Source organism: Frankia gtarii, assembly GCF_025403375.1.
In the GTDB taxonomy this organism is placed as follows: Bacteria; Actinomycetota; Actinomycetes; order Frankiales; family Frankiaceae; genus Frankia; species Frankia gtarii.
This window is the reverse complement of record NZ_JAMPTM010000046.1, coordinates 19,417-31,675: the sequence shown is the minus strand read 5'-3', so window position 1 is coordinate 31,675 and position 12,259 is coordinate 19,417. Positions and strand designations below refer to the sequence as shown.

The window sequence follows — 12,259 nt, the reverse complement described above, 5'->3', positions numbered from 1 at the left end:
CCCCGGCGACCTCGGCGCCGTCGGCGAGGCCTCCCGCCGTGCCCCCCGCGGGCCCGATCGCCCCGGCGGCCGGCGGATGACCGACGCCGCCCTGTCGACCACCACGGCGGTGACCGCGGCCGTCGCCGCCGTCCCGCTGCCCGGCGATCCGGCCGGCACCGATCCGACCGGCATGCTCTGCGCGGTGTGGGAGGTCACAGCGTCTCAGCCGTCACATCGACGGCGCCCCCGCTCCCGGCGTCGGTGAGATCCGATGGTCCGTGGCGCGTCCGCCCGGACCGGGCGGTCCCACCCGCGGGACGCCGACGACGAGGAGAGGACCCCGATCCCATGACGACCACCTCCGCCACCCCCGGCGTCGCCGGCCGCAGCGAGGCGTACCTCGACGACCGTCGGCATGTGTTCCACTCATGGTCGGCTCAGGCGGCCCTCGACCCACTGGTGGTCGCCGGTGCCGAGGGGAGCTGGTTCTGGGACGAGTCCGGCCGGCGCTACCTGGACTTCTCCTCGCAACTCGTCAACGCCAACATCGGCCACCAGCATCCGGCGGTGGTCGAGGCGATCGCCGCGCAGGCCCGCGCGCTGACGACCGTCGCGCCGTTCCACGCCCACGAGGTGCGCTCCCGCGCCGCGCGGCTCATCGCCGAGCGCGCGCCGGGTGACCTCGACCGCGTCTTCTTCACCAACGGCGGGGCCGAGGCCACCGAGAACGCGGTGCGCATCGCCCGGCTCGCCACCGGCCGCCACAAGATCCTCGCTGCCTACCGCTCGTACCACGGCGCGACCGGCGGCTCGATCACCCTGACCGGGGAGCCGCGGCGCTGGCCCAGCGAGCCGGGGATCCCCGGCGTGGTGCACTTCTTCGGGCCCTACCTGTACCGCTCGCCGTTCCACGCTGTCGACGCCGAGCAGGAGTCCCGCCGCGCGCTCGCCCATCTCGCGGAGGTGATCGCGCTGGAGGGTCCGGCGACGATCGCGGCGATCATCGTCGAGCCGGTCGTCGGCACCAACGGGATCCTGGTACCGCCGCAGGGGTACCTCGCCGGGGTGCGTGAGCTGTGCGACACCCACGGCATCGTCTTCATCGCCGACGAGGTGATGTCCGGCTTCGGCCGGTGCGGCGAGTGGTTCGCCGTCGATCACTGGGGGGTCGTCCCGGATCTGATCTGCTTCGCCAAGGGCGTGAACTCCGGGTACGTCCCGCTCGGTGGGGTGATCCTCGCCCCGCACCTCGCCGACGCCTTCGCCGAGCGCCCCTACCCGGGTGGGCTGACCTACTCCGGGCATCTGCTGGGCTGCGCCGCCGCGGTCGCCTCGATCGAGGCGTTCGAGGCGGAGGGGATCCTCGACCACGCGCGGATGCTCGGCACCGAGGTGATCGGGCCGGAGCTGGCGAAACTGGCGGCCGACCATCCGTCGGTCGGCGAGGTTCGCGGGCTCGGCGTGTTCTGGGCGGTGGAGCTGGTCCGCGACGGTGCCACCCGCGAGCCGCTCGTGCCGTTCAACGCCGCCGGCCCGGCCGCGGCCCCGATGGGTGCGGTCGTCGCGGCCTGCCGCGAGCGCGGCCTGTGGCCGTTCACCCATTTCAACCGGGTGCACGTGGTCCCGCCGTGCACCATCTCCGAGGCGGAGGTGCGGACCGGTCTCGCGATCCTCGACGAGGCGTTGACGGTCGCCGACGGCTTCACCACGAGCTGACCACCCCCCCCGCACCGCTCGCACCCCCGCACGCGCCGGGGCCCCGGCAGACACGTGCCTGCCGGGGCCCCGGTTCATCGGTCCGCGTGGGGATGCCCGCTGCTCGGGGGCGTCCCCGGCGGGTCGCTCAGCGGGTGGGTTCCCCCGCGCGGGGGCTGTCCTCCTCCCGCGCCGGCTGGCCGGGGACCGGGCGGACGTGACCGCCGGTGCCGATCGGCTGGCCGGCCGCGGACAACGCATCCGCGGGCAGCGGGATGTGCTGCAGCTCCTCGATGTCGTCGGCGGACTCGACCGAGATCCGCGGGAGGATCCGGTCGAGCCAGGCCGGCACCCACCAGTTCGCCTTGCCGAAGATGTGCATGAGCGACGGCACGAGGATGGTCCGGATGATGAACGCGTCGATCACGATCGCGCTCGCGAGCCCGAGCCCCATCAGCTTGATCACACGTTCGTCACCGAGGATGAACGAGGCGAACACCAGGGTCATGATGGCGCCGGCGGCGGAGATGACCCGGCCGGTCTCGGCCTGGCCGAGCGAGACGGCCAGCCGGTTGTCCCGCCGGGCGGTCCACTCCTCGTGCATCCGGCTGACCAGGAACACCTCGTAGTCCATGGACAGACCGAACAGGATCGCGAACAGGATGACCGGGATGAACGCCTCGACCGGGCCGCCGCTGATGCTGAACAGCGACTCCCCCCAGCCCCACTGGAACACCGCGACGACGACGCCGAAGGCCGCGCCGACGGCGAGCAGGTTCATCACGGACGCGGTCAGTGGCACCAGCAGGCTTCGGAAGACCGCCACCAGTAGCAGGAACGCGAGCACGACCACGATGCCGATGAACAGCGGCAGCTTGCTCGACAGCGTGCTGGAGAAGTCCTCGAAGATCGCCGTGATGCCGCCGACGTAGATCCCGGTGTTCGACTGGTTGGCCTGTGGGACGACGTCGTCGCGCAGCTTGTTCAGCAGCTTCGAGGTGGCCTCGTCCTGCGGGCTGGTCGTCGGATACAGGGAGACGATCGACGCCTGGCCGTTCGGGCTCGGCCGCGGTTCCGACACCGACGCGACGCCCGGGGTGGCGCGGGCCGCCTTCACCACGGCGTTCAGGTTGGCGGTGTCCTGCGGCGACTTGATCTCCGCGACGATCGTGAACGGCCCGTTGAAGCCGGGGCCGAAGCCGTCGGCGAGCAGGTCGTACCCGCGCTTGGTGGTCTTGGCCGAGTCGCCGTTGCCGAGGTCGGACGAGCCGAGTCGCAGCGAGAAGAACGGGATCGCGATGACGAGGATCACCACGCCGCTGATGACGGCGAACAGGCGGGGCCGGCGCTCGATGCCCTTGGCCCAACGCCACCAGAAGCCCGCGACGTTCTCGTGTTCCGGGCCGGTGTCGGCGAGCTTGCGCCGATCGCGCTTGCTGAGCACCCGCATGCCGTAGAAGCCCAGCAGGGCGGGCAGCAGCGTGACGGCCGCCGCCATGGTCATCGCCACGGCCACGGCCGCCGAGATCGCCACGCCGTACAGGAAGCTCACCCCGAGGGCGAACATGCCGAGCAGCGCGATGCAGACCGTGATGCCGGCGAACAGCACGGCGCGGCCCGAGGTGTTCACCGCGGTGATCGCGGCCTGTTCAGGCGACTTGCCGGCCCGCAGGCCGATGCGGTGCCGGTTGACGATGAACAGCGCGTAGTCGATCCCGACGCCGAGGCCGATCAGAGTCGCGAGGACCGGGCTGAACTCGGCGATGGTGAGCACGTGCGAGAGCAGGATGATCAGCAGGCTGCCGACGCCGAGCGCGACGATGGCGGTGATCAGCGGCAGCGTCACGGCCAGCAGCGAGCCGAAGGCGAGGAAGAGGATGATCGCCGCGGCGACGATGCCGATGAGCTCGCTGTAGCTCTGCTTCGCCTGCTCGGTGATCGACACGACCTGGCCGGTCGCCTCGACCTGCAGCGTGTTCGAGTCGTAGCCGCGAGCGGTGTCGACGAGCTGCTGGATGTCGTCCTTGGCCAGGTCGATGCCCTGCAGGTCGAAGTCGACCGTGGCAAAGGCGGTGAGCCCGTCCTTGCTGATCTGCGAGGCCCCGCGCGGGCCGTAGGGGCTGCCGACGTCCGTGACGTGCGGGACCTTGGTCAGCTTGGCGAGCATCTCCGTCGCCGGCGCGCGCAGGGCCGGGTCGGTGATGGCGGTGCCGTTCTTGCTGTGCAGCACGATGGTGGCGCTGTCTCCCGAAGCCGCCGGAAAGTCACGCTGCAGCAGGTCGATCGCTTTTTGTGAGTCGGTGCCGGGCAGGGAGAAGGCGTCCTTGTAGTCGCTTCCGGCTGCCTGGCTGATCCCCCCGAGGCCGACAATCGCGACGATCCATAGGAGCAGTACGAGCCGGCGGTGCCTGAAGCACCAACGGGCGAGCGATGCCACGGTTTCCCCTCGAACGTTGATGATCGGTCGGTGTCGTCACCTGCGACGTCTTGATCTGCAGCAGTGGTGGCCTGCTACCTGGAAACTTACCGGTCGTTTAGTAGGTAAGGTTGAGGGTAACATTCGGCGCGGACTCGATCGGAGGGGTGTGGGGCTGCCATGGTCGAGCCAACATCACCCGGGTCAGCGAGCGATACCAGGTCACGCATCCTCGCCGCCGCGATCAGTCTCTTTGCAGAGCAAGGGTATGCCGGCACGTCTGTGAGGGACATCTCCGAGCGACTCGGCGTGACGAAGGCAGCACTCTATTATCACTTTTCGTCGAAGGAGACGATCCTCGACGCGCTGTTGGAGCCGTTTGTCTCCGAACTGGGCCGGCTGGTCGAGCTGGTCCGACAGTCCCCGCCGCCGAGCGCACTGCTCCTGCTGGAGCGGCTAGTTGACGTCATGGCCGGTCCCGGCGGCGTGCTGCTCGCCTTCGTCAACGATCCCTCGGTGATCCACCGCAAGATCGGCAAGAGCGACATGGTCTCCCTGCAGCAGGCCCTGGTCCGGGCGCTCGCCGGCCCGCAACCGTCGGACCTCCGACTGCTGCGGGCGCACTGCGCGCTCGGAGCGTTGCGCTCGGGGATTCTCGGGATGGCGTTCGAGCGCGCCCAGGCCCAGCTCGAGGCCGAGGGGGCCCAGCTCCAGGCCGAGGAGGCCCAGGCTCAGGGTGCCCGGGCCGAGGGCGCAGCCGGGGTCGGAGTGATCCTCGGTGAGGCGCCGGTCGTGTTCGGTGGGTCGTCCGGCCTGCCCGGTGTGTCCGGCCGTGGGGAGCAGCTCTGCACGGCGGCGCTGCGCACCGCTGTCGCTCGGCTGCCGCAGGGGATGCCTCCGCTGATCTCCGCCGCCGAGCGGCGCGAGATCGTGGCCGCCACGTTCGCCGCGCTTGGCGCCGAGGATCCGGCGCCCCGGTTGCCGGGATCGGCTTGCCGCTCGGCCGCGGGCGAGGGTGTCCGACTCGCTGCGACCACCGGATCGTGCGTGGAATTCGTAACATCCGCGGCACTGCCCGCGTCATCGGTTTCTTCCTCGGCCGCGCTTCCCGCGGGCACGGCGGCGGGATCATCGGGATCGGTGGGCCAAAGCCGGCGGGGTATCCACCCGGGGTAGTCCATCCGTTGGATGCGTGGGTGGATTGAACCGCATTTGCTCGGGTGATCGTCTGTTTCGGTCGCGTGTCCGATTGGGGTGGTCGGCACCCCCGGCGACCACCGAACGTGCCAACGTCGTCGTGGTCGCGGCCACTGTCGGACCTCTCGCGATGCATCTTCGGGACCAATGTGTCGGAGGTCACCGCTGTGGGTGATATCCACACCCGGCGGTCCGTCCATTAGGTTCGGGCAAATGCCGCTTTCGATCACGTTTGTCGGAGGCGGTAGGGTGGTCGTCGTGTGGAGGATGGATCAGTGCTCGGACGATGCCCCACCAGCCTGTCCGGCGTACGTCACAGCTCGGCTCGATCCGGCGCGGGAACGATCCACCGATGAACCTGTGCACCGATCGGGTGGCTCCGGTGGCAACCGGATCGGACTGGCGGCAGGGTACTGACACCCGACGTGGTGGACCCGTGCTTGTCGGTTGTGAGGTCGTGGTGACGGTAGCGGGTCGTCGCCGGGTAAATCCGGCGTAGGCAATGCGGTGGGAAATCACCCCAATACCCGGCCGGCCGGGTGAAGTAGTTCACGCGTCCCAGGAGAAGATCCCGAATCCATCGCACGACCGTCAAATCGGGCCGCACCCGCGGTCGTGATAGCGGGGCAGCCCCGATAGCGGGGGCAGTCACGACAGAGGGAGTGTGATAGGGAGTCCGGAGCCGCGCATGTGATCCGCCCGCCCGATGTCGCCCATCTGACCATGGACGATCCGGCGGCGGGGCGGTGAAATGGTGGGAGTCGTGGACTCGGTGGCGCTCACGCGCCCGGGGTCCTGGAGTCCGACGCCTGAGAAGCAGTAGCTGTCCGGATCGGCATGGCCATCGAGTGTGGTCGATGCGGTGGTCCGACGGCAGAGCTCGTGCCATCGGACCATGCCGATCATGCTCGGTCGGGCCACCTCGCGACGCGGGGCGAGATGAGTGGGGAAAGCAGTAGGTGACGTGCAACCAGTGCCCGCGGGGGAGAGCTGCGTGAAAGGAACGACCGGAAGTGGTGTGTCATGAGCACACGGTCCCGGCCTGCTTTCCGTGAGGGAGGGTTGACCGTCCTCACCAACCGGACCGCGCGAACGGGGACGACCCCCGCCACCTGGCCACCTCGAACGGCCGTCGTGACCGGCGCTTCCAGCGGCATCGGCCGGGAAACCGCCCTGTTGCTGGCCGCCGGTGGCTGCCGCTCGCTGCTGGTCGGCCGCAACGGTGCGGCGCTGGACGAGGTCGCCGCCGCGACGGAGGGGCACCGCATCTCCGTCGACCTGTCGGTCGCCGGCTCGGAGGTCGCGGTCGCCTCCCGGGCCAGTGAACTGCTCGGCGATGTGGACCTGTTGGTGTGCTCCGCCGGGCTTGGCGCCGCGGGCCCGTACGACATGATGTCGCCGGAGGCGATCGCGGAACTCATCGCGGTCAACGTCCTGTCGCCGATGGCGCTGGTTCGGGCCATGCTGCCGGCCATGCTGGATCGTGGGCAGGGGCGCATTCTGATCGTCGGCAGCATCGCCGGTGCGCTCGGCGTGCGCGGCGAGGTGGCCTACTCCGCGACGAAGGCGGCGATGGTCGGCTTCGCCGACGCGTTGCGGGCCGAAGTCGCTGGACGCGGCATCACGGTGACATTGTGTTTACCTGGCGTCGTCGACACCCCGTTCTTCCACCGCCGTGGCGCACCGTACGTGCGGCGATGGCCGCGGCCGATCCCGGCCGCGCTGGTCGCCGAGCGCATGCTGGCGGGAGCGGGACGGGGCAGCGCGGAGGTCTGGGTGCCTGGCTGGCTGCTTGGAGCGGTACGAGTCCATGGCGCGGTGCCGTCGCTGTACCGCAAGCTGGCGGGTGTCTTCGGATGATCCGGCGTTGGGCGCGTCCTGCCGGCTGGCCTGTGTCGCCGCCACCTGGGGGTGAGTGACACCGACCATAGCCCCGGCGGCCTTCGGGTCGTCGGTGGCAGACGCGCCGGGGTGGGGCCGGGGGCGCAGGGCGCCGTCGGCCCCGCGCCCCCCGTAACCCGGGTGGTGGCACGGCGCGCCTGTCAGGACCGGTCGCATGAGCCGGTCCGCCTGGACCTGCCGAGCAGGTCCGCGTGAGACGCGCCCATGACCATCCGGTGCGATCGGGCGCCCTGGTCCCGTCGGCGGACCGGGTCGTCGCCAGCGCAGAACCCGCCGAACCTCGGCGCCGTCCACGTTCCCGGCGCCGGCCGGGTTCCGGCGCCGGTCGGGGCATCCGCGGGGGCCCCAGCCCGGCACGCCGCGCCCGGAGTGCAGACCGTCATCGAAGGAGAGGCGTATGACCGCCATCGACGCCCCAACCGGCCCATCACGCACGCCTGCGCCGTCGGGCGCGACGGGCCTGTCCACGCCCCCCGAACACCTGCTGCGTGCCGCGCCGGCGGAGAATTTCCCGGTCTCGCCGATCGTCCTGCCCGCAGCCGTGCGCGCCCACTTCAACGCGGTGTACGCCTTCAGCCGGTTCGTCGACAACATCGGTGACGAGGCCGCGGGCGACCGGCTCGCCCTGCTCGACCGCCTCTCCGAGGATCTGTCGGTGATCTGGACCGGCGGTGAGCCGGAGCTGCCCGTCCTGCGCCTGGTCGCGCGCACGGTGCACGCCTGCGACCTGCCCGCCGAGCCCTTCGAGCGGCTCGTCGAGGCCAACCGTCAGGACCAGCGGGTCACCCGGTACGAGACGTTCGACGACCTGGTCCGCTACTGCACCCTGTCGGCCGATCCGGTCGGCCGAATGGTGCTCGGCGTGTACGGACTGGCGACCCCCGACCGGGTCGTGCTCTCCGACCGCGTGTGCACCGCGCTGCAGCTCGCCGAGCACTGGCAGGACGTCGCCGAGGATCTCGCCGCCGGGCGCATCTACCTGCCGCAGGAGGATCTCGACACCTTCGGGGTGACCGAGGACGATCTGCGGGCGCGGGTGGCGAGCTCCGCGGTACGCCACCTGATGGCCTTCGAGGTCAGCCGGGCCCGCACCGTCATGGACCAGGGCGCTCCGCTGATCTCGACGGTGTCGGGTCGGCTGAAGCTGGCGTTGGCCGGATTCGTCGGCGGCGGCCGCGCGGCGTTCGACGCGATCCGTCGCGCCGACTACGACGTGCTCGGCGGCCCGCCGAAGGCCCCCAAGCCGCGGATGGCCCGCTTCGCCCTGGTGGCGCTGGCCCAGTCGGCGGCCCCGGGAGCGCCGGCTGCGGCCCGCACTGCCGCGGCGGTCGCGACCGCGACCAGCGCGACCGGCATCGCGGCCCGGCGAGCCTCGGAGGAGGGCCGATGAGCAGCCCGGTGTCGAACCCGGTGAGCCGACCGACCGTCGCCGAGGCGTACGCCGCCTGCGAAGCGTTGACGAAGGAGGCGGCGCGCAATTTCTCCTACGGCATCCGCCTGCTGCCCCCGGAGAAACGGGGCGCGCTCAGCGCCGTCTACGCGCTGGCCCGCCACCTGGACGACGTCGGCGACGGGGACCTGCCGCCCGAGGAGAAGCTCGCCGGGCTGGCCCGGGTCCGGGCCGAGATCAACAATCTGGGTGCGGGCAGCTCCGACCCGATGTACGTCGCCCTCGACGACGCCGCCCGGCGCTTCCCGATCCCGCTGGAGGCGTTCATCGAACTCGCCGACGGCGTCGAGAGTGACGTGCACGGCACCACCTACGACACGTTCGACGACATGGTCGGCTACTGCCGGCTCGTCGCCGGCACGATCGGCCGGCTCTCGCTGGGGATCTTCGGCACCGAGCAGGCTGCCTCCGACCGTGCCGCCCCGGCCATCGCCGACGCCCTCGGCGTGGCGCTGCAGCAGACGAACATCCTGCGTGACGTCCGCGAGGACCTGCTCGGCGGGCGCATCTACCTGCCGGCGCAGGAGCTCAAGGCCGCCGGGATCGAGCTCGTCGTGGATGCCAGCGGTCGTCTCGGCGGCCCGCCCACGGCACTGCTGGGCTATCTACGGTCCTCGGCGCAGCGCGCTGAGGAATGGTACGAGCGGGGAATGGTTCTGCTCGACCTGCTGGATCGGCGCAGCGCGGCTTGTTGCGGTGCGATGGCCGGCATCTACCTGCGGCTCAACCGGCGGATCAAGAACGATCCGGCCGCCGTGCTGGACCGCCGACTTGCGCTGCCGGGCTGGCAGAAGGCGGTTGTCGCCGCTCGCAGCCTCGCCGGGCGGCCGGAGACGAGCGCGGCATGACCGCTGGGACGAGTGATGTGGCCGCCGGGGCCGAAGCGGCCGGTGCGGCGGCGAGCCGGGGCGGCTCCCGACCGCACCTGGTTGTCGTCGGCGGCGGCCTCGCCGGGATGGCCGCGGCCCTGCTTGCCGTGGACAGCGGCGCGCGGGTGACGCTGCTGGAGGCCCGGCCGCGCCTGGGCGGCCAGACGACCTCGTTCCGGCGCAACGACCTGTGGATCGACACCGGTCAGCACGTGTTCATGCGTTGCTGCACCGCCTACCGCGGGCTGCTGGCGCGTCTCGGGGTGGAGCACCTGACCACGCTGCAGCCCCGCCTCGACGTTCCGGTGCTCCTCGGTGACTCGCTCACCCGGACCCGGCTGCGGCGCACCAGCGTCCGCCTGCCCGCGCCGTTGCACCTGGCCCCGGCGCTGCTCGGTTACCGGGCGCTGCCGTTCGCTGAGCGGCTGCGCGCCGGGCTCGCGGCCTTCCAGCTCGGCCGCCTCGACCAGCGCTCCGCGGCGGTGGACGAGCGGTCGTTCGGCGCGTGGCTGACCAGTCACGGCCAGGGCCCGGCGGCGACGAAGGCGCTGTGGGAGCTGCTCACCGTGGCCACGTTGAACGCGCCGGCTGCCGAGGCCTCGCTGGGCCTGGCGGCGAAGGTCGTGCGCACGGGCCTGCTGGACGGCGCCGACGCCGGTGACCTCGGCTGGGCGGAGGTCCCGCTGGCCCGGCTGCACGGCGACGCGGCGATGGCGGCCCTGGCCGCGGCCGGCGCCGACGTGCATCTCGGGGCCAAGGTTCGCTCCATCACCGCCGCGGGCGGCGGCTGGGAGCTGGCCGTCACCGCGGGTGGCACCAACCGCGGTGAGGCGGTGCCCGGCACCGACGCCGCGGGCAGGCTGCGCGCCGACGCGGTGGTCCTCGCGGTGCCGCCACCGGCAGCGGCGGACCTGCTGCCGGCCGGCGCCGGCCCGCAGCCCGCGCGGCTGCGCGAACTCGGTGACTCGCCGATCATCAACGTGCACATGATCTATCCACGGCAGGTGATCGAGGGGCCGTTCCTGGCCGTCGTCGATTCGCCGATCCAGTGGATCTTCGACCGCACCATCTCGTCCGGCCTCGCCGCCTCCGGCCCGCCCGGTGCCCAGTACCTGGCGCTGTCCCAGTCGGCTGCCGAGCCGTGGATCGACCGGTCGGCGAACGAGCTACGTACCCTGTTCGTCGACGAGATGGCACGGCTGTTCCCGGCCGCCCGCGCGGCCGCGCCGCTCGAGGTCTTCGTGACCCGGGAGCGCACGGCCACCTTCCGGCAGGCGCCCGGTTCGCTCGCGTTGCGCCCGGGTACCTCGACCGGACTGCCCGGCTTTGCCTTGGCCGGCACGTGGACCGACACCGGTTGGCCGGCGACCATGGAATCTGCTGTGCGTAGCGGACTCGCTGCAACCCGTGAGAGCCTGGCCGGTATGGGGGTCGTCGTCAACGGGCTGGCTGGGTCCGCCGAGGGAGATCGGAAGGCTGCCGGGCGATCGCCTGCACCGGCTCGGGTCCTTCCGAGGCAGAGCGCCGATGAGGCGCCGAGCACGCATACCACCCACTCATCAACCACCTCGCTTTTGCTGGATCAAGCGGTTGCACCGAATGCATCGGATTCGTCGGATTCTCCGGATCCACGGGGGGAGAACACGGTGACCGCCGCAACCAAGGCGGTCACCGGGCCGGTGCCCACCGGCCAGCCAGGGCACTCATCCACAGGGGGATTCCCGGTATGACCATGACGGTTCCGGATGCGATCGAGCGGGGGCGGACCCTTACCGTGCCGGCGCTGCGCGCCGTGGTGGACCGCCTGCACCCGCGCCTTCGCCACGTCGTCGCCTACCACCGCGGCTGGGTGGACGCCGCCGGCGAACCGCTGCCCGGTGGTGGCGGCAAGCTCGTCCGCCCGGCATTGGCGCTGCTGTCCGCCGAGGCGGCCGGTGCGTCGGCGGAGGTCGGCCTGCCGGCCGCGGTCGCCGTCGAGCTCGTGCACGACTTCTCGCTGCTGCACGACGACCTGATGGACGGCGACACCGAACGCCGCCACCGGCCCACGGCCTGGACGGTCTTCGGCGCCGACGGCGCGATCCTGGCGGGCGACGCCCTGCTGGGTCTCGCCACCCAGGTCCTGCTGGAGGTCGAGGGGGAGGCCGCCCGACGTGCGGCGCTGATCCTCGGCGCCGGCGTGCAGGACCTGGTCCGCGGCCAGGCCGAGGACCTGATGTTCGAGAGCCGCTCCGACGTCACCGTGGCCGACACGCTGCGGATGGAGGACGGCAAGACCGGCGCGCTGCTGGCCTGTTCGGCGTCGCTCGGCGCCGTGCTTGCCGGCGCCGGGGACGAGATGGTCGATGCGCTCGCCGAGTACGGCTCTCGGCTCGGCACGGCCTTCCAGCTCATCGACGACCTGCTCGGTATCTGGGGCGACCCGGCGGTCACCGGCAAGCCGGTGCTGTCGGACCTGCGTTCCCGCAAGAAGTCCGTGCCGGTGGTGGTCGCGCTGGAGGCCGGCGGCAGCGCCGCCGACGAACTGCGCGCCTTCCTCGTCGGCACCGGGGAGTCGAGCGAAGCCGAACTCGCCCACATCGCCGAACTGATCGAACAGGCGGGCGGGCGGGACTGGACCACCGCCGAGGCCGACCGGCAGCTCAAGGCGTGCGAGAACGTGCTGCGTTCGCTGTCGATGCCGGCCACGGTCGAGGCGGAGCTGCTCGCCCTCGCCCGCTTCGTGACCGAGCGCGATCGCTGAGGAGG

At 71.6% G+C, this 12,259-nt stretch carries 8 protein-coding genes and 2 pseudogenes; 9 read left to right on the top strand and 1 reads right to left on the bottom strand.

The genetic code is table 11. The features are described from left to right. A pseudogene (locus tag NBZ83_RS09825) lies at nucleotides 1–247 on the top strand (hypothetical protein); the annotation flags it as partial. An 83-nt stretch (nucleotides 248–330) separates the two neighbouring features. Beyond that, entirely contained in the window at nucleotides 331–1,698 is a 1,368-nt protein-coding gene (locus NBZ83_RS09820) for an aspartate aminotransferase family protein (protein WP_261574805.1), read from the top strand. A 127-nt stretch (nucleotides 1,699–1,825) separates the two neighbouring features. On the opposite strand, the gene NBZ83_RS09815 is transcribed toward NBZ83_RS09820, so the two are convergent. Beyond that, on the bottom strand, nucleotides 1,826–4,114 hold the full coding sequence (locus NBZ83_RS09815; RefSeq protein WP_261565349.1) for an MMPL family transporter: 2,289 nt from the start codon (nucleotides 4,112–4,114) through the stop codon (nucleotides 1,826–1,828). Nucleotides 4,115–4,273: 159 nt separating this feature from the next. Here NBZ83_RS09815 and NBZ83_RS34285 point away from each other — a divergent pair. The 7 genes and pseudogenes from NBZ83_RS34285 to NBZ83_RS09785 form a co-directional block, all read left to right on the top strand. After that, nucleotides 4,274–4,402, top strand: a pseudogene (locus tag NBZ83_RS34285) (TetR family transcriptional regulator); the annotation flags it as partial. After that, entirely contained in the window at nucleotides 4,403–5,269 is an 867-nt protein-coding gene (locus NBZ83_RS09810; protein WP_438803136.1) for a TetR/AcrR family transcriptional regulator, read from the top strand. A 1,044-nt stretch (nucleotides 5,270–6,313) separates the two neighbouring features. After that, complete coding sequence (locus NBZ83_RS09805) at nucleotides 6,314–7,150, top strand: SDR family NAD(P)-dependent oxidoreductase (protein ID WP_261565347.1); 837 nt, start codon at nucleotides 6,314–6,316, stop codon at nucleotides 7,148–7,150. A gap of 439 nt (nucleotides 7,151–7,589) precedes the next feature. After that, entirely contained in the window at nucleotides 7,590–8,582 is a 993-nt protein-coding gene (gene hpnC / locus NBZ83_RS09800) for a squalene synthase HpnC (RefSeq protein ID WP_261565346.1), read from the top strand. Beyond that, the gene (gene hpnD, locus NBZ83_RS09795; protein ID WP_261565345.1) at nucleotides 8,579–9,490 is read left to right on the top strand and encodes a presqualene diphosphate synthase HpnD; all 912 of its coding nucleotides are present in this window, start codon (nucleotides 8,579–8,581) and stop codon (nucleotides 9,488–9,490) included. The genes hpnC and hpnD overlap by 4 nt, the downstream gene beginning before the upstream one ends. Next, nucleotides 9,487–11,241, top strand: a complete 1,755-nt coding sequence (hpnE, locus tag NBZ83_RS09790) for a hydroxysqualene dehydroxylase HpnE (protein ID WP_261565344.1) — start codon at nucleotides 9,487–9,489, stop codon at nucleotides 11,239–11,241. Before hpnD ends, hpnE begins: the two co-directional genes overlap by 4 nt. Beyond that, complete coding sequence (locus NBZ83_RS09785; RefSeq protein WP_261565343.1) at nucleotides 11,238–12,254, top strand: polyprenyl synthetase family protein; 1,017 nt, start codon at nucleotides 11,238–11,240, stop codon at nucleotides 12,252–12,254. Before hpnE ends, NBZ83_RS09785 begins: the two co-directional genes overlap by 4 nt. Nucleotides 12,255–12,259 lie beyond the last annotated feature (5 nt).

Excerpts from the sequence above, each read along its gene's own strand:
- NBZ83_RS09820 (WP_261574805.1), top strand. The coding sequence starts at position 331 with ATGACGACCACCTCCGCCACCCCCGGCGTCGCCGGCCGCAGCGAGGCG.
- hpnC (WP_261565346.1), top strand. The coding sequence starts at position 7,590 with ATGACCGCCATCGACGCCCCAACCGGCCCATCACGCACGCCTGCGCCG.
- hpnE (WP_261565344.1), top strand. The coding sequence starts at position 9,487 with ATGACCGCTGGGACGAGTGATGTGGCCGCCGGGGCCGAAGCGGCCGGT.
- NBZ83_RS09785 (WP_261565343.1), top strand. The coding sequence starts at position 11,238 with ATGACCATGACGGTTCCGGATGCGATCGAGCGGGGGCGGACCCTTACC.
- NBZ83_RS09805 (WP_261565347.1), top strand. The coding sequence starts at position 6,314 with ATGAGCACACGGTCCCGGCCTGCTTTCCGTGAGGGAGGGTTGACCGTC.
- hpnD (WP_261565345.1), top strand. The coding sequence starts at position 8,579 with ATGAGCAGCCCGGTGTCGAACCCGGTGAGCCGACCGACCGTCGCCGAG.